Genomic DNA, 24,919 nt, shown 5'->3' on the forward strand with positions numbered 1-24,919 from the left:
GAAAAGAACGCATTGAAATTGTCGATGTCTCCGCCGCTCAAACTTCAAGTTTCGAAGCAGCTCTGCCGCCCCTGCTTGCTCTTATGGATAAAAGGAAACATAGCATTAGAACAATGGAAGCCGATAAATACGGATAATTCAAGTCGACATCAAAAAGAATTCCCGCAGCAATCGGTCCGGCTATATTCCCCAGGCTGGTGTAAGCCGAGTTCAGGCCTGCCACGTAACCTTGCTGCTCCTGGGCCATATGAGACATCTGCGTGCTGATGGCCGGCCGCAAAATGTCGATAGACAAAAATACGATAAAAGTAACCGCGATGATCGTCCAGTAACTGTTCACCCAGAGCGTCAGCAGCACGGACAGGGCAGCTACGATCAAACAGAAGGAAATCACTTTACCGGATCCGAACCGGTTCAAAATCCAGCCGAATGCGGTTGCTTGCACAACGGCGCCGGCTACGGAGCCGAATGTAATAATAAAGGCGATGTCTTTTGGAGTAAAAGCGAACTTGCGGTCTACAAAAAGCCCGAAAACCGTCTCATAATTCGCCAGCCCGAAAGAAGTGACGAACACGATGATTAAGCTCAAAAAGTAGGGCGCCCGGAATGAATGCAGCAATTGCGTCATCAGGCTCTGTTTTTTCACTTGCACAGGTTCGGGCTCCGCGGACCGCCCTGCCGGCAGCGATTCGGACAAAACGATCGCCGTGATGATCGCTGCAACAGCGCCGGCCGCCGCCGCTGCGTAAAAGGGCACGCGGATTCCAAATTCAGCGATGAATCCCCCGATCCCGGGGCCAATGATAAAACCGGTCGTTATCGCCGCAGTAATGAATCCCATTCCTTTGGCCCTCTCCTCCGGGGAAGTAACATCGGCCGTATAGGCCATGACCGCAGGCATGATGAGCGCGGCGCCGATCCCTCCCAGCATTCTCGACGCATAAAGAAGAAAAGACGAACTGGCGATTCCGAATATCAGTTCGGAGATGGCGAAAATGACCATGCCGGCGACAATAATCTTTTTCCGGCCTAAAGTATCGGATAGCCTGCCGGCCATAGGGGAAAATAACAGCTGAGTCAGCGAAAAAGCTGCAACCAGCAAGCCGACTGTACTTCCGTCGATATGAAGTTCGTCAATAAAAGTGGGCATAATTGGAATGACGAGACCGATTCCCGTAAAAATCAGGAACAGGTTGATCATTAGCAGCAGTAGGGCTCCCTTGTTTTTTATTAATAATGACATGAAAAAAACCTCCAAATATACTGAACATTCGTTTTATATTAATCGTAAAAATTTATTCACACTAATAACTTACAAATTCATCCAAATCATCCGGGATCCTTCGCAATCCCATACAGAAACACTGTAATCGCCGAATGATAAAGAGCCAGCGCGTCCTCCCTGCTTTGTTTTCGAGACATCTGACTGAGCCCGAAAACCAAACTTTCGAGTATAACGGCAAGGCTCTCCGCTTGGTTCTCTTTGAACTCGCCGGCATCGATACCTTGCTGCAGCAGTTTTTGATTAAACTTAACATGCCCTGCCACCATATCGGCAATTCGTTCTTCCACTTCGTTTGTCTTCGCTTCATTGTTGAAAAACTCATCCGCCGCTTTGGTGAGAGGATGATTTAAATCTTCAAGCACCATTTGCTCGGCCATCTTGTACAGCTTCTCTGTTGTCGTTTTGTAAAGCGGCTCTTTCTGCGCCCATTTTCGCTCCCACTCCTTGTCCCACTCGTCTATCAAATAAAGAAACAAACCTTCCTTGCTTTTGAAATGATAGTAAATATTCCCCTTGCTGCTGCCCGTCGCTTCGACAATATCTTCGATGGAAGTAGCCGTGTAACCCTTTTGCACAAAAAGAGCTCTTGCAGCATCGGCAACCCGCTTTTTGGTTTGCTCGCTTTGCAGTTGTTTTTTGTTCACTGGCTTCACTCCGATTCAATGAATGATAGATTAGGCTAATCGCGCCAAAAAAATACTGAACGTTCATTCTGTATGATAACGAACGCAATAAATATTTGCAAGTTCAGCTCCCAAACTGGGAAGAAATCAAAAAAAACGGCGCTTGTCCACACCGCTGGTGTGCAAGAGCCGTTTTTCTTGATTCAGCCGTCTTACAGATGGCGGCCTGTAATAAATCTGGTTTTCCAATAGCCGGAGTTCAGGTCGGAAATGGAGACACCGGAGCCGGGAGTATTGCTGATGAACTTGCCGTTTCCAATGTAGATGCCGACGTGGTTAATTTTGCCCGGCGTGTGTACGCTGAACATGACCAGGTCGCCTTTTTTCAGATTGGCTTTGTTAGTAACAGGTGTTCCCACTGAGGTTTGCGCTCTCGATCCCCATGGAATCGAAATTCCGTTTTGCTTGAAAACCATTTGCGTAAAAGAGGAACAGTCCAAAATCAGATGTTGGGTATCTCTGACACCAAATTTGTATTTTACTTTTCCGATATACGATTCTGCCGTATTGACAATTCGATCCGCTTGAGTGCTGGCGGAAGTTGAAGCGGCTTTCACGGTTGCGGCATGAGCGGATTGCGGATTCATCAGCAGACTTCCCGAAGCAAGCAAGGAAAGGCTGAGGCTTATCCCCACTAACGATTTGCCAAGGCGGTTGTTCTTCATTAATTGCATGACTGGACGTCCTCCTTCTGGATCGTGGTGTTAGGTTATTACCTGATATCACCATAGCACAGATGGGATGTCCTAATATTTACTAAGGAAAGAGGGAAGTCAAGCCCAGTCTAGCATAATCAGCCATTCTTAGAATTTGATGAGAAATTGCTGAGCGCCAAAGCCTTGACACCGGACGAGTTATTTTGTATTATGCACGATTTCACAGCCGTAAAATAAAAAATACCCCTTTTCAGGTATGGAACTCTAAGACACATTCGTTTAATCTATTGTAGAATCGGCTTCGATGACAAAGGCGGGAATGAATGTCCGGTTCGAATATCGGCTGGAGGCATAAATGAATATGGCAGCGCTCGGCAACTATTTTTTATCGCAATATTGGAAGTACAAGGCTTATAGCGGCGGCATTTTGTGCTGTATGTTGGCGGCAATAGCCTTCAATTCTTTTTTCTCGTTAAGCTTGAAGTATTTTATTGACCAGATCATTCATGAGAAAAAATACGATGCTTTGGCTGTGTTATTTTTGTCGCTGCTTTTCGGTTATGCAGTTTACTTGATTTGTCAGTTTTTGTATGAATACTGGATGTCCAAAATTTCGGTATCGATGCAAAGCGACATTCGCCAAGACATGTTCGGGCATCTCCAGCAGCTCCCGGTATCATTTTACGATAGGGTCAGCAAAGGCAGTTTGATCGGGAGATTTACGACGGATTTGAATGCTGTGCATGCCGCTTTTTTGTCCGTAGTGCCGGCGTGTTACGCTTTGCTGTCCATTTTGGTATATACGGGATTGACTGCCTGGCTCCTCCACTGGAGTCTTGCCATCCTATCATTATTTGGCACGCTGCTGTCGCTTATTCTCCCTATTTATTTCGGCAGAAAGGGTGTCCTGCTAAACGACATGTTAAAATCCAGGCAGACTATCCTGCTTGAGCATATTCATGAGCATTTGGCCGTCCATAGAACGGTTCGCGCTTATAATTTGAAAGGCTGGGAAAAAGACCGGCTGAAACAGGCCGCGGACGCGCTGCGCCCATTGGCTATACGAACACTGCTCACCAATAAGGCGGCTCCCCTTTCCGTATCGCTTTCTTTGCTGTTTTTTAATATCGCGGCGGTGATGGCCGGGTCTTATTTGGCTATGCGGGATTACATCTCGGTCGGCGAGCTGATTGCGTTTCAAAGCCTGTTTCTCGCTACCAGCCAGCAAGTCAAAGAGTTGATCAAAAATTTGCCTTCGCTAACTTTGGCGGCTGCAAGCTACATGCGGATTGAAAGTTTGCTGAACGAACCGCGGGAAAAAGCGGCGCTTCCCCGGGAAGCGGCGGTTCCGCTGCATAAGGTCGAACAGGGAATCGCTTTTCACGGTGTAAGCTTTAGTTATTCGTCCGAACAAGCGGCTGTCGAAGGGGTTCATCTCGAAGTGCCGGCAGGCAGCTATGCGGCGATTATCGGGAGAAACGGATCGGGCAAAAGTACGCTTGTCCATTTATTGATGGGATTTTACGAGCCGACTGAAGGAAAAATGGAGTTCGATGGCAAAGATGCCAGCCTCTTATCGGCTGATTCTGTGCGGAACACCATCGGTTATGTTTCGCAGGATGCGGAATTAATGAATTTGTCCATTCTCGATAATATTAAATTGGGAAAACCCGGAGCTTCGGATGCGGAAGTGATCGAGGCGGCCAAAGCGGCGGGGATTCACGAATGGATAACCGGCTTGCCGGCAGGTTACCTGACGAACTGCGGAGAGAACGGCCATGCCTTATCCGGGGGACAAAAGCAGCGGATCGCAATTACCCGCTCATTGGTTCGCGATCCGAGCATTATCCTGTTGGATGAGGCGACTTCCGCGTTGGATCCGGAGAGCGAAATGTTTATCAATCGGACGATCAGCGCTTTGTCAGGCTCGAAGACGGTTATTCAGGTGACGCACCGGTTAGCTGCGGTCGCAGATGCCGATATCATCTATCTGATGGATGGCGGAAGGCTTGTCCAAGGCGGAACGCATGAGGAACTGCTTGCGGACTGCGAGTTGTACCGCATGTTGTGGAACAAGCAAAGCGGCTTCTTTGTAAGCAGCGACGGACGGAATGCCAAAATCGATGTGGATCGGTTGAAAAAAATTCCGCTGTTTGACGGAATGGACGATGCATTTCTCGAATATGTATGCAATTACTTGGGCACGGAATTTATGCAGGCCGGAGAGACGGTAGTTAAATACGGTATCGAAGGAGATAAATTTTACATCGTCGTTCGCGGGCAAATCGAGGTGCTCAAGCCGAGAATGGATACCGGGGATGAGGAACGGGTCGCCGTTCTGGAGGATGGAGACCATTTTGGAGAAGTCTCGCTTATGCTTTCACAACCCAGAAACGCTACGATTCGAACGATGACGCCGTGTACGTTCTTGACCATTCATCGCAGTATGTTCCAGACAATTCTGGATAAGGCGGCGCCGGAACTGAGATGGCGTCTGGAGCAATCGTGCCGCGAGCGAATGACGTATTGAATAAAAGCCGGGCCTTTAACCCCACTCCGCAAGCATCCTCATCGCATACGCGTTGGACGGATCGAGCTCCAGTGCCTCTTTCAGAAGTTCTCCCGCCTGACCTCGTCGTCCCAACATCTTGCAGCAGGCAGCCATGTTGTACATCGTCTCTGTATGTTTGCTATAGAGACGAACCGAATGTTCGAAGTAGACCAGAGCCATTTCGTATTCGTCCATGACGTATAGCAAACCGGCAATCGCATACGCCAAGTCCAGCTTTTCGCCGATGGGATAATACAGCTTCCACACCTGTTCGATCGCGTCGAGCACGCGTTGGCGCAGGACCGGTCCGAAAGTCGGCGCGAGCTCGGTCAAACGGGGCAAAAAGCGGCTGAACACCGGACTGTCGCAGCCGCTCCAATGCACAAAGTCGAGAATCTCCTCCGCGGATTTCTCGGCGGTTTGAGAGTGGAGCTGTTTAACGATGCTCCAAAAGTCGTCCGGACCGAAATCGGATATGTGTCTGCGGTAGGCATCGATGGTCTCGCGATGTTCGCAGGCCTGGGGTAGCATCAGGAATGCGGACACATGAATGCCGGCAGGTTGGCGATCCGGGCATAACGCGGCTCCTCCGATCCGTTCGCAATAGGCTTGGAAGGCATGGAAATTGACGTTTAGCGAAAAGCTGCCGTGCCGCACGATTGCAGGAGGCGGATTGCCTTGTATATCGGCAAGCCGATGATGTCCTTTATCGCCGGATATCAGCATCAATCCCCGACGGGATAAAGCGTTCAGCCGCTGCAAGCACCGCAGCGCTTCCGCCGGAAACAATAAGTGCGTATTCTCCGTCAAGCTGCGCCGGTAGTCGTCCATTATCGCCAGAAAATCCGGCTCCGCATAGGCGGGCTCATGGATCGGATCTCCATAGTCATAGCGATGCTTAAGCTTTCTGAGAATTTGGCCCGCATCGAATTGCTCCGGTATTTCGTTTAGAGCGAGCGAGAGCAGACATTCCGACCACTTGCCTTGGTTGAGGCGATACAGGTCCTGGCGTACGCTGTCCCACACGTAATTCGCGATCACGACCAAGGGGCGGGCAAGCGAACCGGGCACGATCGTCCTGCCGCCGAACTGCAAGCGCAGCGTATCGGACTTGCGAACGTCGAACAGCGCCATATCCAGCGCGCCTTGTTCCACGAACGGTTGAAATCGCGGGTGATCGCGCCAAAACTCCAGGTTTCGCCGCGCAAAATCAGTCAGGACGTATCGGAACGAGTCCAGCGGGACACCGGATTGTGAGCAAAGAAGCTGCAGCCGGTTCAGAAAATAATGTGCGAAGCGACCCGTTCCGGCACCCAATTCGCAAATGTACAGCGGTTCCCCGTTCGCCGGATCGTCTGCATTCATCCTTTGTCGGTCCGCCCAGAAGGCGAATACGGTTTCCGCATAGCTGTTCGCGATCGCCGCGTTATTCGTAATATAATGCGGCACCTCGTTCCGGCGCCACGCTTCTATGCCTTTCATGCGGAAATAATGCTGCTGTAAATCCCAAAGCAACGATTGCGAGAACGGCTGCTTGCGTTCGATCCACACTTTTTTTCGATCCACTAAAAGAGCCCTCCATTTTGCTCATACCAATTCTTGGAGGTCCCCCAAATATCTTTGTAATTTTGCTCCCCGGCGTGACCACGGTTACAGCTGGAATGTGCAAAGACGCTGCCCCTCATGTTATACAGGTAATTCATGTCCGGTCCGTCTAGCTCGTCTATATCATCCTCGGTTAACTGCTTTGCCTTGAGATAGACCGCCAATCGTTCTTTCCAGGGGGGCGAATGGTCCATATCGATTTTTTGGCCTTTCTTGATCGTTTTATTGCAAATATGACACACGTATTCGCCATTCATATTTTTCGGCGTATCTATTTTCATGTAACCTTTCGCCGCAGCATTAAAACTTAATCCCTTGCGTACAGCGGACGAATCCACATCTTCCGGAAGCAAAGGCTCATTGGCTTCTGCGGCAGGATCCCATTCGTCGTCGTCCGTATCCATGTCCTCCGAGTCTCCGAGTTCGATTCGATCTATAAATTCGGCGATGCTGATTTCTTCATCTTCGTTTTCGTTTTCTGTATCGAGCTCGGCTTGCAATTCTTCTTCGGACATGCCGGTAATCCTGTGTTTATCCATGTATTCGAGAACGTCGTTTATATCAGCCTCATTCTCATCGTCCACCATTACCTTGCGTTGAATCGCGCCGGAAGGAGCATGCGACGAACGAATGTCGTCGTTCGGCAGCCGCTTGGCTTGCAGCGCCGGTTTCGAATTGCCTTGTTGCTGTCGTGCTATCATGAACTGCGCGGTGGCCCGGTTGCCTTGCGTTTTTTGCAAATGCATAATATGGGCGTAGTTGATTGGCGCTCCGGGATTGGACAAACCTCCGCTTATGGGTGCAAGGCCATCTGCAGAGGGAGAGGCGGATTCAGGGTACCTGAGAGCGGTCTCTTCGCTTTTGGACGAGCGTCTCTGACCTGGGAATTTCATGATGACACCTGCTTTTTCGGATAATTTGGAATAATATTCATCCTTGTATCCATTTCGACAAATTTAGCAGGATTCCTCTCCTTCGACACATACAGGGTCGAAAAAGGAAAAACCGGAATTAACGCGGTTTGCGGTTCATCAAGCTGTGAATGGTTTCTGCGATAGCCTGTTCATGAGATGTCCAAGCGATAGGCCCGATCGTGCGCTCATACTTTTCCCCGCTCAAAATAAAGGGCTGACGACCTTCGCGCCCATGCTTTCGGCGGCCTTCATCACGGATTCCCCGAGCGGCAAAAGCCGGGACTCCATTTCGTTATACGGCACGTTAGCGCTTTGGAAAATAACATCCGCTCCACCGGCAGCCTTCACGATTGAGTCCGCATTGAAGGCATCCCCGGTTTCAAGCTTTAGCAGCGCCGGATTTCCCAATTCCTCGGCCAGATCCTTCAATTTGCCCACGGACCGCCCGAACGCTACCGTTTCAATCCCCCTTTTCACCAATTCTGCCGTCAACGGATTGCCAACTCCACCTGTCGCACCCAAAACAATTGCTTTTTTCATACTCTTCCTCCCTCAAAATTTTGTTATTGATTGACCAATTACAATATATTAAAAAAATTTTGCTATCTCTTTATCATCAATTCCGGCATATCCAACGCCATCGACACGTTGCACAGCATTCCTCTTGCCAAAAAATCCGACGTTCTCGCAGGCGCATCCGGGATGCCGGCCTGCTCAAAAGCGCTCTGTACCAGCTGTTTCACCTGATTCAACCACTCCCGCATCACATCGCGGACAGGCGTTTCACGCATGGCCTGCGCTTGCATTTGCAGCAGAATCTCATCGCGGTGTGAGCTCATGACATCCTCGTAGGCTCTGATTAAACCTTCTTCCAACTGCTCTGGCGCAGTGGAATCGATCACGCGTTGAAACGCCAGCATAATTCGCTGCCAAGATACTTCCAGCGCTTCCACCAGCAGCGATTCCTTAGTGAAGAAGCGGTAAACGTAAGGCTGCGAGATGGCCGCGCGCTCCGCCACCTGGGCTGTCGTAGCCCGGTAATAGCCGATTTCGGCGAACACTTCGATTGCGGCGGCGACAATCTCGGCGCGGCGGCTAACCGATGTGGCCCCTTTGACCATATGATGGGCACTCCTTTGCGTCTTAGTAAGTTGTTATTGATTGACCAATCACAATATCAAGTTTACAGTAATTTCCTGAACTTTGCAACCCCCGAGAAGATTCCCAGCAAATGTCGACATCTGGTCGATGACCCCTGCCATGCTGCGCGACACCGCGCGCTGCGAGCGGTGCGACATCTGCGGATTACCGCCTCAAAGCCTTCGCTATAATGGCGATGCCCGGCTGGATATCTTCCTCTTTGACGTTGGATACGTTGAGCTTCAACATGTTCTCCTTGCGAAAAGAGGACAAATAATGCTTGTCGGCGGGTTCCAGCACAACGCCTTTTTTACTCATCGACCGGATGAGTCCCGGTATCGATACCCGCTCATCCAGTACGATGTGCGTATGTATGCACGGCTGCGCCGACGGGCGGAAGCAGCGTTCCAGCACGTCCTGCTCCTGCAGGGCCGAAGAGAGCAGCCGGGCCCGGCGCGCGTAGGAGGCGCGGATTTTTTGCCGGTGGCGCTCGAACATGCCGCTTTTCAAATAGATTTCCAGCGCGCCCTGAGACAGCATCGAACTGTCGATATCGATTAGTTTTTTGTAGCGGGCAAACGCTTCGGCCAGCGCATCCGGCACGACAGCCACACCGATGCGAAGGCCGGGAAAAATGATTTTCGCGTAGCTTTTCAAATAAATAACCCGCGAAGCGGTGTCGTAAGCGTACAGCGGATCAGCTTTGCTGTCCTGCTCCATATCGGCCAAATAATCGTCTTCGACGAGGTAGACGTCGTATTTTTGCGCCAATTCCACGATTCGCTTCTTATCCTGCTTGCTGTAGGAAGTGCCCAAAGGGCTATGAAACCGGGGCATGGTGTAAAAAAATTTCACATCGCCGGCCTTGAAAATCCGCTCCAGCTCATCCAGATCAATGCCTTCCGCCGTTCTCCGGATGCCGACGACTTCATGCCGGTACAGCTCCAAATGCTCGATGTACAGATGATAGCCGGGCTGTTCGATGACAATTTTGGTTTTCCCGCCGGGAAAAGGGACGCTGCTCAGCAAAGACAACGCCTGCTGGACGCCGGATACGATAACGATGTTGCGTTCTTTGGCAAAAACCTGATAGTCCGTTAACTGTTTTTGAACGATGGCGATGAGCGATGAGAGGCCGCGGGATGTGCCGTATATGAACAGGTCTTTCCTGTATGTGTCAATGGCTTTGTTGATGCAATGCTGAAAATCCAGATACGGAAATACATCGGGATCGGGCGCAGAGGCGGCGAAATCGATCAAGCCGGAGGACGGTTCACCGGCCGCGGCGCCTTTGACGACATAAAATCCGCTCTTGGGCACCGCGTAGATGCGATGCTGCCGCTCCAATTCGCCGAGCGCTCGAATGATCGTGCTGTGGCTGCAGCCGTACTGCCCCGCCAGCTCGCGGATCGACGGCAGCTTTTGCCCGTCCTGGTACGAACGTTCGGCAATGAGAGCTTCCAGATCGTTCAACAGCCGCATGTATTTGTGCATACACAATCACTCCCCATCCTTTTATCTGTATCGGTACAGATGCTCTTTTCTTGCATTGTAACACACAAAGCTGAGAGTTACTATGAAGTCATCCCAACCGAAACCGCAGCGATCGATTTCTTAAGTTACGAAAAGGAGAGAAATGGTATGGAGACTAAAACCAAAACAAAAGCTTACCTCGCCGCTGTTTCATTTAGCGTTATCATAGGCTTATCATTTTTATTTCTGAAAATGGCGTTAACCGCGGCCGACCCGCTCAATGCGCTGGCGCATCGGTTCACGGTCGGCTTCATAGCCGCTTCCGTTCCTGTGGCATTGGGATGGGTGCGCTTGAACATCAAGCTCAGGGATGTGCTCGCGATACTGCCGTTAGCCCTGTTTTACCCGGCCGCGTACTTTACGCTGCAGGTGTTCGGCCTCGTATATTCGACTTCTTCGGAAGCGGGAATTATTCAGGCCACCGTGCCGATTTTCACGATGATTCTCGCTGCGTTTCTGATAAAGGAGCAGACCTCTGCGCTGCAAAAGCTGTCCGTCGTCGTTTCCGTCGCGGGAGTCGTATTTATTTTTGCCATGAAAGGCGTGGATTTGCACTCGGCGAGCGCTATCGGTTCCATTCTGCTGCTGATATCCGCACTATCCCTGGCAGGCTATAACGTGCTGGGCAAAAAGCTGCTCCGGCAATTCGGCTATAAGGAAATTACCTATGTGATGATCGCCTTTGCCTTTGTTTTTTTCAACGCCGTTTCCGTCGTCCAGCATATATCGGCAGGAACGATCACGCAATATTTCACGCCTTTTGCAAGTCCTGTGTTCGTCTTGTCGATTCTGTATCTGGGTCTTCTGTCCTCCATCGTCACTTCACTGTTATCGAATTATGCGCTGTCCCATCTGGAAGCTTCCAAAATGAGCGTATTTTCGCATTTATCGACGCTGGTGTCGGTATCGGCCGGTGTAATCTTTTTGCACGAACAGCTGGCTTACTTTCATCTCGTAGGCGCTGTGCTTATTATTGCCGGAATTGTCGGCACCAATCTGGGCAAACGGAAAATTCCGAGCACAGGAAGGGTGCTCCCGGCCAAGCAAGGGAAGCGGGTATAAGCGGCGCTGTCCCCCACCTGGGGGGCAAGCGGTCTGGGCCGACCGCGCGCGCTGGGAGTTCGCGCGGTGCAATTTTTGTCGCGTCGGAGCGCGAAGAGCGGCGCACGAGGAGCGCTGGGCGCCAAAGTCGGTTGGGATGAGGCGCGAAAGGCGTACGCGGACTCCCGGCAGCGTGTGAAGCCTGCGAAAATGCAGGTTTTTTCAGCGAAGCCGCCCCATTTTGGGAAAAGCCTGCAAATGTGCAGGAATTTATCCCTGATGTGGGGGCTGAGCGCGAAGAGCGGGCACACCCGCGCGAAAGGCGTTCGCGGGCCACTGGTAGCTTGTAAAACCTGCGAAAATGCAGTTTTTTTCAGTGGAACCGCCCATTTTTAGGGAAAAGCCTGCAAATGTGCAGGAATTTATCTCTAAAGTGAGGGTTGAGCGCGCAGTGTAGGTGGAATTCCTGCAGATTTGCAGGAATTATCCGAATCATGCGTATTACGGTGGCAAAAAGATGTATTTCTGCAGGCTTTTTGCGCGTAGGCACAGGGAGATGTGGCTCCAACGGGCGAGTTTTTCGAGCTAACGTATGCGAATCTCGGGCGGCGCAGCTGCATGGCGGCGGTCGACCCCCATCCCCTTGCAGGGGTAAAGGAGCGGCCACCCTTTTTTTCGTCGCGTCGGAGGGCTTGATGAACGAGGATAAGCCTGCCTTTGTACGGGGGCGCTCAGGTTGATCTCGCTGTTTCAAAAAAATTGTACGAAAGTTTTTTCCAGGCAATTGTATTTCCAAACATGATGTGGTATGATTAAATACAATTAGGTGTAAATAGGATTCACATATTGCAAAGGGATAACATTTGTGAGATGGAGCCTTTTGCAATGTGTGAATTTTTTATTTCTCTTGGAGAATTAAAATAACATGTTAATTTAATTTTGGAGGTATGACCATGCAAACAGGTACAGTAAAATGGTTTAACGCAGAAAAAGGATTCGGTTTCATCGAAGTAGAAGGCGGCAACGACGTATTCGTACACTTCAGCGCGATTCAAGGCGACGGCTTCAAAACTTTGGATGAAGGCCAACGCGTAGAGTTCAACGTTGTTCAAGGCAACCGCGGACCACAAGCTGAGAACGTAGTAAAGCTGTAAGCTGAAATTAAACTGCCCTTAACACCGTGTAAGGGCGGTTTTTTCATTTTAGGGGGGCGATATCATGTATTCCAGGAAAAGATCGTTAGAAGATTTGCCTGTAGAAAATACGCCGGTATGGTCTTGTGAAAAAGAAGGCTGTAAAGGTTGGATGCGCGATAACTTTACATTTGAGTCCGTGCCGACCTGTCCCCTTTGTCATTCCGTTATGGTTCGCAGCGAGAGGCTGCTTCCTTTGCTTACGAATATGAATACGAGCATGTATCAAAAATCTCTCAAAAAAGGCGCGCAGACCTAGAAGTCTGACCGCTGAGGAATTTAACGGCCCGGGGACGCGAATGTCTCCGGGTTTTGTGTTATCATTAGCACATAACAGGTAGGAAGCCGATAAGGGAAGGATGCTGAAATGACTCCACCACGCAATGCGCGCCCGGAGCGCCGCACTTCATTGTTGAAATCACCGAAATATTGGCTGATTCTGACCGGTGTCAGCCTTATCGCGGCGTGCGCCGTCATTTACTTTGGCGGTGGCATGATGATGGAAGCGCCTTTTTGGAAACAGGAGGCGCATTCGCAGAGTGCGGAGCCTTCGGCATCGCCGACTCCGCCCCCGCGGGAGGCAGTCAGTTTTCATATGGCAGACTTCGATCGCGGATGGCTGAAGTACGCCGATGGAACGATGACGACAGCGGATGGCGGGGTCCACTGGCAGGAGGCCGCGGCTGACGTGCCGGCGGAAGAAGCGCAGCCGGAAGCGGAGAACGCGGGGACACAAGCGCCGGATTCCCTACTGGACGAGCTGATGCAGACGGGAGCGGACGGGAAGCTGATTTCGCTCCAACCGCCGGTGACGATTACGCTGGGGGCCAAGACTTATTCCGTCAAGCAGTCGCAATTTTTGACGGCGAAGATCGGGTGGGCTCTCCTGACGGATGCCAAGGATTTTCAGCCGCCTCTGCTGGTGACGGCGGATGGCGGGCAGACCTGGCACAGCGAAGTTACGGCGGATATTCGCGCGGGTATGCAAGAAGAACGGAGCCGCATGAGCAAGCTCAAGCAGGAAAGCGTGCTTTACGCCTCGGCGAATACGGCCAAGGCTGCCATGAGCCCGCTATGGGCCTTGCTTCCGAACACGGCGTCGCCAGGCGATGTCGTGCTGGTTCGGCATAGCGGACCGGGGCAGGTCGAGTGGCTGGGCAAAACGTACAAGCTGCAAGCCTACGGAGCGGGCTATTTCACGTACCTGCCGATCACGATGCAGGCCAAACCGGGCACGTACCCGATCGGCGACCAGACGCTTACGGTTCAGGCGAAGAAGTTCGAAACCCAGTATCTTCAAGTAACGAAGCAGATGGAGAGCATGAAACAGGATACGCAGCGCATCCAGGCGGATCAGAAAAAGATTGATCTGGCGCGCAGCCAGTCGTCCGCGGAGTTTTTGTTTTCGTCCGATTTCATTCAGCCGATCGAAGGGATTTTGACGACGCCATACGGTTACACCCGCTATGTGAACGGCAAATACGACAGTTCGCATCTCGCGATCGACCTGGCGGCCAAAGAAGGGACGCCGATCAAGGCCACGAACGACGGCGTGGTAGCGCTGGCTGACAGCCTGTATCTTACAGGCAATTCCATCTATATCGATCATGGGATGGGGCTGTTCTCGCAGTACGCCCACCTCTCCGAGCTGCGCGTGAAGACGGGGGACAAGGTGAAGCGGGGCGACATCATCGGGCTCGTCGGAACGACGGGATTTTCGACGGGGCCGCATTTGCATTTTACGTTCTGGGCGCATAATGTACAGGTGAACCCGAACCTTTTTTTCAATACGAACCCGTTCCACTGGTTGAAAACAAAGGAGAACTAGCCATAAACTGGACAATGCCTGAGCCGCTTGGAGCGAGTTCGGGCTTTTTTGTTGTATTTTTTGGGTTAATGTCTGTTTCCAGTCACCAAAAGGATGACCTAGACGTCTCTCTCAGATCGGTTTAAATCGGTGCCCCTGCATTTAATAAGAATCATTGGACTTTCTTCTCAACAGCCTGGAAAGTGTAGGCTTTTCGGGCGGGATCGATCGTTTGGAGGAAGGAGGAAATGCCCCAACTGTACAGGAATTTCCAATTATTGCGGGCCAAGTCAAACCCTCAAATCTGGAAAAAACCGCAAATTTGCAGGGATGACTCGTGGGCAAGGGCATCAGGGGCAAAAACACGTTGCCCGGAAACCCACACGCCAGAGCTGCTCCAACAACCTGCCGTACTGCGTCAAGTCTTAGATGATGGTAATCGTTCGATAGTTTTCAGAGTTTTAAGTATGCACGGCTTACTGATAATCCACCGTGATAGGTATGGTTGCATACTAATGGCGGGAGAAAACCTGCAAAAGTACAGTTTTTGCTCGGCTGAAACGCTGGCCACGAAAAATTCCTGCAATTGTGCAGGCTTTTCGCCGCGAACACGGGCTTAGGTTCATTTAAGCCGAAAATTCCTGCACAATCGCAGGCTTTTCGCCAAAATGGACTATTTTTACGGAAGAAGCCTGCACTTTTGCAGGTTTTTTTATTCGTCGAATCGCCTTGTGCTCCCCATTTAAGGGCTGCAGAGGCGTGGATTGGGTAAGGGCGGCTGCGTCCCCGACGGTTCCTCTAACCCGTTCCTTCACACTGGTCGGAGAACCCGGGAGGAGATGCTGGTCGGAGAACCCGGGAGAAGATACGGGGCGGGAGAACCCGGGAGGAGATACCGGTCGGTGAAACCGGGAGGAGATACTGGTCGGAGAACCCGGGAGGAGATACTGGTCGGAGAACCCGGGAGGAGATACTGGTCGGAGAACCCGGGAGGAGATGCTGGTCGGAGAACCCGGGAGGAGATGCGGGGCGGGAGAACCCAGGAGGAGATACTGGCGGGGATAGCGGGGCGATGGCGGGCAAAAATGCCCGGGTGGGCGGCGGCACGTGGCCGCCTTATCCAACCTGCTGGAACTGGTTCGCGTACAGTTCGTAGTAGTGGCCCCGGAGCTCCAGGAGCTCCTCGTGGGTGCCGCGCTCGACGATTTCGCCGCCGCGGATGACCAGGATAGCACTCGCGTCGCGGATCGTGCTCAGGCGGTGGGCGATCACGAAGCTCGTGCGCCCCTGCATCAGATGGGCCATCGCTTCCTGGATGGCCATTTCCGTGCGCGTATCGACGCTGCTGGTCGCTTCGTCGAGGACGAGGATCGCGGGGTTGGCGAGAATCGCCCGCGCGATCGTGAGCAGCTGCCGCTGGCCTTGACTCAGGTTGCCGCCTTCGGCGGTCAGCCTGAAGTCATAGCCCTGCGGCAGCTTGCGGATAAAGCCGTCCGCGTTCGCCTGGCGCGCGGCGGCCTCGACTTCTTCGTCCGTCGCGTCCAGACGGCCGAAGCGGATATTTTCTCGGATCGAATCCGAGAAAAGGTACACGTCCTGCAGCACGATGCCGAGCTGGCTGCGCAGGTTGTTTTTGTCCAACTGGCGGATGTCATGGCCGTCGATGCGGATCGAACCCTGATCAATCTCGTAGAAGCGGGTCAGCAGATTGATGATCGTCGTTTTGCCGGCGCCGGTCGGCCCGACGAGCGCGATCGTATCGCCCGGCTTCGCCGTTAGCGAGATGCCGCTCAAAGTCGGCAGCTCCTTTTTGTAGCCGAAAAAGACGTCCTCGAAAACGACTTCGCCCTCCAAGCGGGCGAGCTTCATGCTGCCGGATCCGGCTTCGTATTCCGTCTCCGTGTCAATAACTTCAAAGACGCGCTCCGCGCCGGCTATGCCGGACTGAATCATATTGTACTGGTTGGCCAGATCGTTGACAGGTCTGCTGAACTGCCTGGAATAATTGAGAAAGCTAACCACGATGCCGATCGTCGTCCAGCCTTTCAGCGCCATCCAGCCCCCGACGGCAGCCAGCAAAATAAAAGCGCAATGGTTGATCAAGTTCATGCGCGGGCCCATCAAGCCGGACAAAGTCTGGGCGGCGGTGCCAGCTTTTTTGAGCCTGGCGTTAATTTCCTCCAGCTGGCGGATGGAGGCGGCTTCGCGGCGGAACGTTTTGACGACCTTTTGCCCGGAGATAGTTTCCTCGATCAAACCGTTCAATTCCCCGAGCTGTTGCTGTTGTTCCTTGAACAGCTTTTGCGTGCGCTTCGTGATTTGTTTCGTCGTGTACAAGGCTATCGGCACAGTAACCAGGCTGAGCAGGGTCAGCCACGGGTTTAGCGCGAGCATCATGGCAAAAGAGCCGATGATGGTGATGACGCTTGTGATGACTTGCGTCAGGTTTTGGCTGAGCGCGGTGGACACGTTCTCCACGTCGTTGGTCGTGCGGCTCATCAGCTCGCCATGCGTCGTCTGGTCGAAGAACCGGATCGGCAGCTTTTGCAAATGCGCGAACAAATCCTGGCGCAATTCCCATACGGTGCGTTGGGATACTCCGGCCATGGCGAAGGCTTGAACCCACGACATCATGCCGCTGCAGGCATATATGGCGAGCAGCAGGAGGCAGAACCCCAGCAAGCCGTCATAGTCCCGTGGAATGATGTAGCGGTCGATTGCCCGTCCGATAAAATAGGGGCCTAACAGCCCCAGGCCGCTGCTCAGTACTGTCACGATAAAAACCGTGATGAGACTGGCGCGCTGGCGCTTCAAGTACTGCCACAATCTGCGGATTGCGGCCTCGGCGTTTTGTGCCCGCGCTTTTGGCGGCTTGTCCGGGTTGCCGTTCCTGCCATTCTTGCCATTCCTGCCGTTAGCCATGCATGGCGGCCTCCTTTCCTTGCTGCGAGCGGTAGATGTCCTGGTACACCGGACTGCTTGCCAGCAGCTCATGATGTGTGCCCGCAGCCGCGACGCGGCCCTGCTCGAAGACGATGATCCGGTCCGCATGCATGACCGACGAAATGCGCTGGGCGATGACGATGCAGGTGCTTTGCTTCATCAGAGCCTGCAGCGAGCGCTGGATGCGCTTCTCGGTAGTGAGATCGATCGCGCTTGTGCTGTCGTCGAGCACCAGAATAGGGGGCCTCATCAGCAGCGCGCGGGCGATGGAGATGCGCTGCTTCTGGCCGCCGGACAAGTTCACGCCGCGCTGTCCGAGCTTGGCGTCGTAGCCGTCCGGCAGCTTGCGGATAAACTCGTGCGCTTCGGCGGCTCTGGCTGCGGCTTCCACCTCCGGCTCGGCCGCTTCAGGCTTGCCGAAGCGAATGTTGTCGCGGATCGTGCCGCTGAAAAGAATCGACTGCTGCAGCACCATGGCGATCTTGCTGCGCAGGCGCTCCACGGGCATGTCGCGGACATCGGCGCCGTCGATGAGAATGCGGCCCGACGTGACATCATACAGCCGCGGAATCAGGCTGACGAGGGTCGATTTGCCCGAGCCGGTGGCTCCGAGAATGCCGACGGTCTGGCCCGGCTCGGCGGTGAAGCTGATCTGCTCCAGCACCAACTTGTCGGGATTCGACCCATAGGCGAATGAGACATGGTCGAAAACGATCCGACCCGACGGTTTGGCGTCTACGGCGCCCGACTCGGCGCTGTTGTGCTTTTCGCCGCCGTCAGCCGCGGACTCGTGCATATCCGGTTCCGTATCCAGCACCTCGCGGATGCGGTCGGCGGACACTTTTGCCCGGGAGACGGTCATCAGCGTGTTGCTGATCGATACTAGGGAGAACAGCACCTGAGTCATATAAATCAGAAAAGCGGCCAAATCCCCGATCGCCATCGCGCCGCTCCAAGTTTGCCCGGCTCCGTACCAAATGACGCCGACGACACTGACGTTCAAAATCAATGTCATTAACGGCGGAGTCGAGGCGACGATGCGCGCCGCTCTCAGCCCCCGGTCCAAATAGTCGTTGTTGGCTTTGCCGAACCGGGCCCGCTCGAAGGCGTCGCGGACAAAAGCTTTGATCACGCGCATGCCCGTCGTATTTTCCTGCAGAACCGTATTGACTTTATCCAGTCTCTGCTGCATAGCCTTGAACAGCGGCGTCGAGCGCCGCATCAGCACGAGCAGGATCACGAATTGCACGGGGATGACGAAGGCCAAAATCAGCGACAGCCGCGGGCTTACGATAACCGCCATGATCGTGCTGCCTATCACCAGGGAGAACTCCCGCACGAACTGGCGAAGCAGTACTTGCAGCAGCCCCAGCATCTGTACGACGTCCCCGGTCAGGCGGGTGATGAGCGATCCGGTTTGAAACTTGTCGAGCTGGCGAAAAGAAAGCGACTGTACTTTCGCATACAGGCTCATGCGCAAGTCTGCGCCGAAGTTTTGCGACACCCGGCTTGAAAAGAAGGTGCAGCCCACGCCTCCGAGCAGCCCGATCAAAGCGATGCCGAACATCTGAAGTCCGGTCGTCCAGACCAGATGAAGATCGCCCTTGCTCACGCCGTCATTGACGATGGCCGCCATCAGCCGCGGTTGGGTCAAGTCCATCCATACCTCCACGATCATGAGCAGAGGAGCGAGCAGTGCCGCAGCCCAGTAGGGTTTAATATAAGAACGCAGCTTCCACATAAACATCACCTCGTTTTGTTCGTCGGCTAATTAATTGTTCAGTCGGATTTGTGCAAGTTGTCGTGCATTTGCAGCAGCAGGCGGCGGAGCAGCAGTTTTTCCTCGGGCAAAAACCGCTCGAAGCACTTTTCATCGACAGCCTGAATCGCAGCTATGACGGCTTCCGTCGCCCGGCGTCCTTTGTCCGTCAAATAGACGCGGGATACCCGCTGGTCATTCGGATCGGGTCTGCGCTCGACAAGGGCGGTTTTCTCCATGCGGTCCACCATGACGGTCAGCGTCGCCGGCGTAATGCGCATGCTCGATGCCAGATCGCTTTGACTTTGGCCGTCCTGTTCGGATAGGCGGATGAGCAGCGGAGGCTGGCCGGAGTATACATCGTGTTCGTGAATCATCTGATCGACCGTGTGCCGGTGCATTTTAACGGCATGGGACATCAAATGAATGATGGAATTGGAACGATCCATGGAACGGGTCTCCTTATTGATTAGTCGGCTAATAAATAGCTTAGAGCGCCCGGATTTTATTGTCAATATGCAAATACACAAAATTCCAAATTTCCTATCAGAGCGCGATGGGCAAAATGTGTCCGGCTATGCTACAATAAGGAACAAATGTTCTTCTGAAACGGAGCAAAACGCACATGCCGGATAAGGTCAAAATTGCCGTACGTTCTATGGTCGAATACGCGTTTCGCAGCGGGAGCATAGACTCCGGATTCCGGACGAGCGCCGCTTTGACCGAGGGTACGAAGGCGCACCAAACCATACAGCAAATGTACGGCGAACAAGACCGGCGGGAAGTCTACGTGTCGGCCGAGATTGCTTTTGAAAATCTTGTCTTTGTCGTGGACGGGCGCTGCGACGGGCTGCTTTTTGACGGGGAGACGGTCACCGTGGACGAGATCAAATCGACTTCCGGCGATATCGGGCTGATGGAGTCGGAGGGGTATCCCGTGCATTGGGCGCAGGCCAAATTTTATGCCTATATGTACGCCAGGGATCACGGGTTAAGCCGAATGCGCGTGCAGTTGACGTATGTTCAGATCGGCTCGGAAGCCAAGAGGCAGTTCGCCGTGGAGGCTGCGCTGGAAGAACTCGAACAGTTCGTTCTCGATGTGGTGGCGCGGTATTATCCTTACGCGGAGGCGAAGGTGCGGCATGAACGGAATAGAAACCGCAGCATCAAGGAGCTCGCGTTTCCGTTTGAGACGTACCGCGAAGGGCAGCGCAAGTTGGCCGGTGCCGTGTACCAAACGATAGCGAACGGACATAAGTTGTTTGCCAAGGCGCCTACCGGGACGGGCAAGACGATCTCGACGATTTTTCCTTCCGTCAAAGCGATTGGGGAAGGCTTGCTGCAGCGCATTTTTTATTTGACGGCCAAGACGCTGACGCGAACGGCGGCTGAGGAAGCTTTTGCGATTATGCGGGAGAAAGGGCTGGAGCTTCAGGCCGTGACGATTACGGCGAAGGAGAAGGTTTGCTTCCAGGAGGAAGTGCGCTGCTCGAAGGAGCATTGCGAGTTTGCGGACGGATATTACGACCGGATTAACGAGGCGGTGCTGGATTTATGGGCCAACGAAACTTTGGTCGGCCGCCAGGTGTTCGAGCAGTATGCGCGCAAGCACCGGGTGTGCCCGTTCGAGTTTTCGCTGGATGCCGCTTATGCGGCGGATGCGGTTATTTGCGACTATAATTATGTGTTCGATCCGCGGGTGAATTTGAAGCGGATGTTTGAGGAGCAGAAAAAGCAGACCGTGCTGCTGATCGATGAGGCGCACAACATGGTGGACCGGGCGAGGGAGATGTATTCGGCTGCGCTGAACAAATCGGATTTTCTCGGCGTGCAGCGGGAGTTCAAAGGCGTCAATGCGGCCGTGTACGCGGCTGCGAAAGCCGTCAACGATTTCCTGATCGCCGTGCGCAAGCAGGTCGGCGAGCGGGCCAACCGCGTAGAAGAGCATTTGCCGGAAGCGCTTGTTGTGCTGGCGGAAGCTTTTGCCGAGGCGGCGGAAAAGGAACTGGCGGGCACGCGCCCGGACCAGCCTTCTGCGCTGCTGCTTGACACCTATTTTGGCGCGCAGAACTTCGTCCGCATCGCCAAGCTGTACGACGAGCGCTATGTGGCGTACACGGAATGCGCCAAAAGCGAGGTGAGCGTGCGGCTGTTCTGCCTGGACCCGTCGCATCTGCTGCGGCAGATGGGCAAGGGGTACCGGTCGCACGTGTTTTTCTCGGCGACGCTGTCTCCGCTGTCCTACTTCATGGACTTGCTGGGCGGCGGGGAGGACGACTACTCGGTATCGGTGCCGTCTCCGTTCGCCAAGGAGCAGCTTGACGTGCTCATCCAGCCGCAGTCCACGCGCTATCAGGACCGGGAGCGGAGCCGCGAACCGATCGCGCGTACGCTGCGGCAGTTAGCCGAGGATAGGCCCGGCAACTACCTGGTGTTTTTTCCTTCTTATGAGTACATGAACAGTGTGTATGAAATGTTTGCCGCGGATGGCGATGGAGCCGGCTTGCAGGTGAAGACGATGGTGCAGCAGCCGTCGATGAGCGAAGAGGAGCGGGAAAGTTTTCTCGCAGCTTTTCAGGCTGGAAATCCGGGAACATTGATCGGGTTTGCCGTAATGGGCGGCGTTTTTTCCGAAGGCGTCGATTTGGTCGGCGACCGGCTGACCGGCGTTGTCGTCGTAGGCGTCGGCCTGCCGCAGCTTGGACTGGAGCGGAACATCATCAAAGACTACATGGACCGGACAGGCAAAAACGGCTACGAATACGCCTACGTGTACCCCGGCATGAATAAAGTGCTCCAGGCCGGCGGGAGGCTCATCCGCTCCGAGACGGACCGCGGCACGCTGCTGCTCGTGGACGACCGGTATTTGCAGCCGCTTTACCAGCGGCTGCTGCCTGAAGAGTGGAGGGAGTATCGGGTCATTCGGCCGCCGCAATAGCCGCGCGCTATCTCCTCCACTCCAAAAGCTCGATCCGGTTCCCGAACGGATCGTCGATGTAAATGCGCTCCGCGCCTTCGAGCGCATCGTCGTCCTGGACCTTCACGCCGCGCGACTCCAGGCGGGTCCGAAGCGCAGCCAGGCCGCGGACTTCGAAAGCGGGGTGCGCTTTTCGCGCGGGGGCGAAATCCTGCTGCACGCCAATGTGCACCTGGTGGGCGCCGCATTGAAACCAGACCCCGCCTCTGGCCTTCAGCTTGTCGGGCTTGGGAATTTCACACATGCCCAGCGCGCCGTGATAAAAATCCCGGGCCGCATCCTCGCAGCCTGCCGGCGCGGCTAATTGAACATGGTCGATTCCAACAAATTCGCAGGTCATAGAAGCACCACCTTGATTGTTTTGTTAGATGAAACTTAATTTCATTATATGGCACAATGCGAAATTTGCAAATGGGCTTTCCTCACAAAGCCTTCCTTATGTAGCGGTAATGCAAAATGTCGTTTCGTGCCAAGGAGCGGCTGGTACAAGCGTGGCTGTATGAGCGTTGTCAAAGTGTCCATCGGATTACGCGTCTGCTAGAACTGCCGCCTCACCACTAGTGCGCTCAGAAAACTGCAGCAGTCAGGCTGTTGAGAGGGAGCTGTATGCTCAGAAGGGAGCCTCAATTTGGCTGTGAACAGTCTGAGGACCCTTCGATTTGGTCGCAGCCACCCGCGCAGCGGCTCGGCAAGCCGAAAAGCCTGCGAAAATACAGGCTTTTTCCGCGGAAGTGGCCCGTTTTTGGGAAAAGCCTGCGATTGTGCAGGAATTTTTGCTCAAAATGGGTTTGAGCCTATGTATTCGCCGGAAAGCCTGCACATTTGCAGGAATATTCCACCGCGGGCGCCTCAACGGGCAAAAACCTTCACATTTGCAGGTTTTCCAGGCTGGCAAGCCGCTTCGCGAGTCCTGGGCGCGCGTTGTGTCGCCGACGCATGGCGGCGGTCGAACGGCCCTTCGACTGGCCCCGCGACCGGTCCGTGAATCGCCCGCCCTAGCGGCAACCTTCCGGTTCCCCCCGCTCGTTCACCCTTTTATAGAGCCGATCAATACGCCTTTTTCAAAGTATTTTTGGATGAAAGGATAAAGGACTAAGATCGGCAGCGTTGAAACGATGATCACGCCGTATTTGATTTGGTCGGCATATCTTTGCGCGTAGCCTCCCGCGTCGCCGCCAAAGCCTGCGCCATTGGCAAAAACCTGATTCGACAGAAGGATATCTCTCAATATGATTTGCAGCGGCTGCAGCTCGTTATTTCTTATGTAAATCAAACCCGTGAAAAAATCGTTCCAGTGCGCGACCAAGTAGTACAGGCCGATAACCGATATAAGCGCTTTGGACAAAGGCAGAGCCACCTGTGCAAAAAACTTGAAGTGAGAACAACCATCCATCGCCGCCGCTTCGTACAATTCCGATGGCAAGGAAGTTTCAAAAAACGTTCGCGCAATAATGAGATTGAACACGTTCACGGCAAAAGGAAAAATGAAAACCCACATCGTGTTGGTCAAGTGCAGTCCTTTTATCAACAAGTAAGTCGGAATTAAGCCTCCGTTAAAAAACAACGTAATGACGAAGATCAACATTAAAACGCGCCTGGCCGCGAATTCCTTCCTTGAGAGCACGTAGGCTGCCGGTAAAGTGAACAGCAAATTTACGAAAGTGCCCAGCAATGTGTAAACGATGGTATTTCGATATCCGACCCAAATTCTCGAGTCTTTAAAAATTTCCTGGTATCCGAAAAAGCTGACGCCCTTCGGCAGAAACAAGACTTGGCCGGTTGACACCAGGGTGGAATCGCTAACGGATGCAATAACGATAAAGTACAACGGGTAGGCAATGATCAGAAAGAACGAGACGCATAACACGAACAAAACAAGACGGAATGCGATGTCATTGCCATGCTTGCTTAATAAACCCAAGTCGGCTCCCTCCTCCGCCATCCGATTACCACAGGCTCATATTTGAAAATCTTTTTGAAATGCTGTTCACGGCAATCAGGAATATAAAATTGATGACTGTGTTGAACAAGCCTATTGCCGCCGAGTAGCTGAATTGATTGGACACAATGCCGATCTTATATACATAAGTGGCGATGACCTCGGAAACCGGGAGGTTTAACGAATTTTGCATTAAAAAGATTTTTTCAAAGCCGGTGCCGAGTATATTCCCCATGCTGAGAATAAACAAAATAATCATCGTAGGCACAATTGCCGGTAGATCCACGTAACGGATCGTTTGCCATCTGCCGGCCCCGTCTATTTTGGCGGAATCGTACAGCTGGGGGTCGATCGTAGACAACGCAGCTAGATAAATAATGCTGTTCCACCCGCAATGCTGCCAAATATCGGAGAGCACGTAGACCGGCATGAATGCTTTGGTAGAGGCCAGCAAATTTACATCGCTCATTCCGGCGGATTTCATCAAGTACCCGACAATGCCGGTTTCCGGCGATAGCAGGACATTCAGCATTCCGACCAGTACAATGGTGGAAATAAAATGAGGCAAATACACCGTCGTTTGCAAAATTTGCTTCGCTTTTTTCCTTCTGATTTGATTCAGGATCAACGCCAAAATAATCGGGGCGGGAAATCCGAGCACAATCGACGCCAAGCTGATGGTAAACGTATTTTTCATTAAATCGGCAAACAAATAGCTGTTAATAAATTGCTTGAAATAGTAAAGTCCGCGCCATTCCCCTCCCGTGAGCCCTTTGGAAAAATCGTAGTCCCGGAAAGCGAGCTGGATGCCGTACATCGGAACGTAATTAAAAAGCAGGATGACGGCGATTGCCGGAAAAATCATGATCCACAGTTGATGGTCGCGTTTGAAT

The 24,919-nt window shown here is 53.1% G+C and carries 19 protein-coding genes and 1 pseudogene; 6 read left to right on the forward strand and 14 right to left on the reverse strand.

All coding sequences use genetic code 11. The annotated features are described in order from the left end of the window. Window positions 1-37 precede the first annotated feature (37 nt). The 3 genes from AC6RNO_RS04675 to AC6RNO_RS04685 all read right to left on the reverse strand — a co-directional run bounded on the left by AC6RNO_RS04675 (window position 38) and on the right by AC6RNO_RS04685 (window position 2,642). Window positions 38-1,243, reverse strand: a complete 1,206-nt coding sequence (locus AC6RNO_RS04675) for an MFS transporter (protein WP_488435045.1) — start codon at window positions 1,241-1,243, stop codon at window positions 38-40. Window positions 1,244-1,329: 86 nt separating this feature from the next. Beyond that, entirely contained in the window at window positions 1,330-1,929 is a 600-nt protein-coding gene (locus AC6RNO_RS04680) for a TetR family transcriptional regulator C-terminal domain-containing protein (protein WP_497104769.1), read from the reverse strand. Window positions 1,930-2,120: 191 nt separating this feature from the next. Then, the gene (locus tag AC6RNO_RS04685) at window positions 2,121-2,642 is read right to left on the reverse strand and encodes a C40 family peptidase (RefSeq protein ID WP_474682484.1); all 522 of its coding nucleotides are present in this window, start codon (window positions 2,640-2,642) and stop codon (window positions 2,121-2,123) included. A 337-nt stretch (window positions 2,643-2,979) separates the two neighbouring features. On the opposite strand from AC6RNO_RS04685, the gene AC6RNO_RS04690 reads away from it, so the two are divergent. Next, window positions 2,980-5,154, forward strand: a complete 2,175-nt coding sequence (locus AC6RNO_RS04690; protein WP_497104770.1) for an ABC transporter transmembrane domain-containing protein — start codon at window positions 2,980-2,982, stop codon at window positions 5,152-5,154. A 15-nt stretch (window positions 5,155-5,169) separates the two neighbouring features. Here the strand turns inward: AC6RNO_RS04690 and AC6RNO_RS04695 are convergent, their stop codons facing one another. The 5 genes and pseudogenes from AC6RNO_RS04695 to AC6RNO_RS04715 all read right to left on the reverse strand — a co-directional run bounded on the left by AC6RNO_RS04695 (window position 5,170) and on the right by AC6RNO_RS04715 (window position 10,328). After that, window positions 5,170-6,741 (reverse strand): tetratricopeptide repeat protein, encoded by a 1,572-nt coding sequence (locus tag AC6RNO_RS04695; RefSeq protein WP_497104771.1) that lies wholly within the window; start codon window positions 6,739-6,741, stop codon window positions 5,170-5,172. Further along, window positions 6,741-7,673 (reverse strand): hypothetical protein, encoded by a 933-nt coding sequence (locus AC6RNO_RS04700; protein WP_497104772.1) that lies wholly within the window; start codon window positions 7,671-7,673, stop codon window positions 6,741-6,743. The genes AC6RNO_RS04695 and AC6RNO_RS04700 overlap by 1 nt, the downstream gene beginning before the upstream one ends. Window positions 7,674-7,910: 237 nt before the next feature. Continuing rightward, a pseudogene (locus AC6RNO_RS04705) lies at window positions 7,911-8,234 on the reverse strand (NAD(P)H-binding protein); the annotation flags it as partial. A gap of 62 nt (window positions 8,235-8,296) precedes the next feature. After that, the gene (locus tag AC6RNO_RS04710; protein ID WP_488435041.1) at window positions 8,297-8,815 is read right to left on the reverse strand and encodes a TetR/AcrR family transcriptional regulator; all 519 of its coding nucleotides are present in this window, start codon (window positions 8,813-8,815) and stop codon (window positions 8,297-8,299) included. Between the two features lie 184 nt (window positions 8,816-8,999). Beyond that, a complete protein-coding gene (locus AC6RNO_RS04715) occupies window positions 9,000-10,328 on the reverse strand; it encodes an aminotransferase class I/II-fold pyridoxal phosphate-dependent enzyme (RefSeq protein WP_497104773.1) in 1,329 nt (442 codons plus the stop codon). Between the two features lie 147 nt (window positions 10,329-10,475). On the opposite strand from AC6RNO_RS04715, the gene AC6RNO_RS04720 reads away from it, so the two are divergent. The 4 genes from AC6RNO_RS04720 to AC6RNO_RS04735 all read left to right on the forward strand — a co-directional run bounded on the left by AC6RNO_RS04720 (window position 10,476) and on the right by AC6RNO_RS04735 (window position 14,429). After that, window positions 10,476-11,429 (forward strand): EamA family transporter, encoded by a 954-nt coding sequence (locus AC6RNO_RS04720; RefSeq protein ID WP_497104774.1) that lies wholly within the window; start codon window positions 10,476-10,478, stop codon window positions 11,427-11,429. 932 nt (window positions 11,430-12,361) lie between these two features. Next, on the forward strand, window positions 12,362-12,562 hold the full coding sequence (locus AC6RNO_RS04725) for a cold-shock protein (RefSeq protein ID WP_054817005.1): 201 nt from the start codon (window positions 12,362-12,364) through the stop codon (window positions 12,560-12,562). A 64-nt stretch (window positions 12,563-12,626) separates the two neighbouring features. Beyond that, window positions 12,627-12,860, forward strand: a complete 234-nt coding sequence (locus tag AC6RNO_RS04730; protein WP_474682492.1) for a cold-shock protein — start codon at window positions 12,627-12,629, stop codon at window positions 12,858-12,860. A 108-nt stretch (window positions 12,861-12,968) separates the two neighbouring features. Then, a complete protein-coding gene (locus AC6RNO_RS04735; protein WP_497104775.1) occupies window positions 12,969-14,429 on the forward strand; it encodes a peptidoglycan DD-metalloendopeptidase family protein in 1,461 nt (486 codons plus the stop codon). A gap of 1,095 nt (window positions 14,430-15,524) precedes the next feature. On the opposite strand, the gene AC6RNO_RS04740 is transcribed toward AC6RNO_RS04735, so the two are convergent. The 3 genes from AC6RNO_RS04740 to AC6RNO_RS04750 are packed head-to-tail and all read right to left on the reverse strand — an operon-like array spanning window position 15,525 to window position 19,559. After that, entirely contained in the window at window positions 15,525-17,330 is a 1,806-nt protein-coding gene (locus AC6RNO_RS04740; RefSeq protein ID WP_497104776.1) for an ABC transporter transmembrane domain-containing protein, read from the reverse strand. Continuing rightward, the gene (locus AC6RNO_RS04745; protein ID WP_497104777.1) at window positions 17,323-19,092 is read right to left on the reverse strand and encodes an ABC transporter transmembrane domain-containing protein; all 1,770 of its coding nucleotides are present in this window, start codon (window positions 19,090-19,092) and stop codon (window positions 17,323-17,325) included. The genes AC6RNO_RS04740 and AC6RNO_RS04745 overlap by 8 nt, the downstream gene beginning before the upstream one ends. Before the next feature lie 38 nt (window positions 19,093-19,130). Beyond that, a complete protein-coding gene (locus tag AC6RNO_RS04750) occupies window positions 19,131-19,559 on the reverse strand; it encodes a MarR family winged helix-turn-helix transcriptional regulator (RefSeq protein WP_474682498.1) in 429 nt (142 codons plus the stop codon). 176 nt (window positions 19,560-19,735) lie between these two features. Here AC6RNO_RS04750 and AC6RNO_RS04755 point away from each other — a divergent pair, with 176 nt between their 5' ends. Beyond that, window positions 19,736-22,048 carry a helicase C-terminal domain-containing protein gene (locus AC6RNO_RS04755; RefSeq protein WP_497104778.1) on the forward strand — a complete coding sequence of 771 codons (2,313 nt, stop codon included), beginning with the start codon at window positions 19,736-19,738 and terminating at the stop codon, window positions 22,046-22,048. Window positions 22,049-22,055: 7 nt separating this feature from the next. Here the strand turns inward: AC6RNO_RS04755 and AC6RNO_RS04760 are convergent, their stop codons facing one another. The 3 genes from AC6RNO_RS04760 to AC6RNO_RS04770 all read right to left on the reverse strand — a co-directional run bounded on the left by AC6RNO_RS04760 (window position 22,056) and on the right by AC6RNO_RS04770 (window position 24,891). After that, complete coding sequence (locus AC6RNO_RS04760) at window positions 22,056-22,427, reverse strand: VOC family protein (protein ID WP_497104779.1); 372 nt, start codon at window positions 22,425-22,427, stop codon at window positions 22,056-22,058. Window positions 22,428-23,114: 687 nt separating this feature from the next. Beyond that, entirely contained in the window at window positions 23,115-23,978 is an 864-nt protein-coding gene (locus tag AC6RNO_RS04765) for an ABC transporter permease subunit (protein ID WP_497104841.1), read from the reverse strand. Window positions 23,979-24,033: 55 nt separating this feature from the next. Next, window positions 24,034-24,891 carry an ABC transporter permease subunit gene (locus tag AC6RNO_RS04770; RefSeq protein ID WP_497104842.1) on the reverse strand — a complete coding sequence of 286 codons (858 nt, stop codon included), beginning with the start codon at window positions 24,889-24,891 and terminating at the stop codon, window positions 24,034-24,036. Window positions 24,892-24,919: the final 28 nt, after the last annotated feature.

The sequence above is a fragment of the Paenibacillus sp. sgz302190 genome, assembly GCF_059820445.1.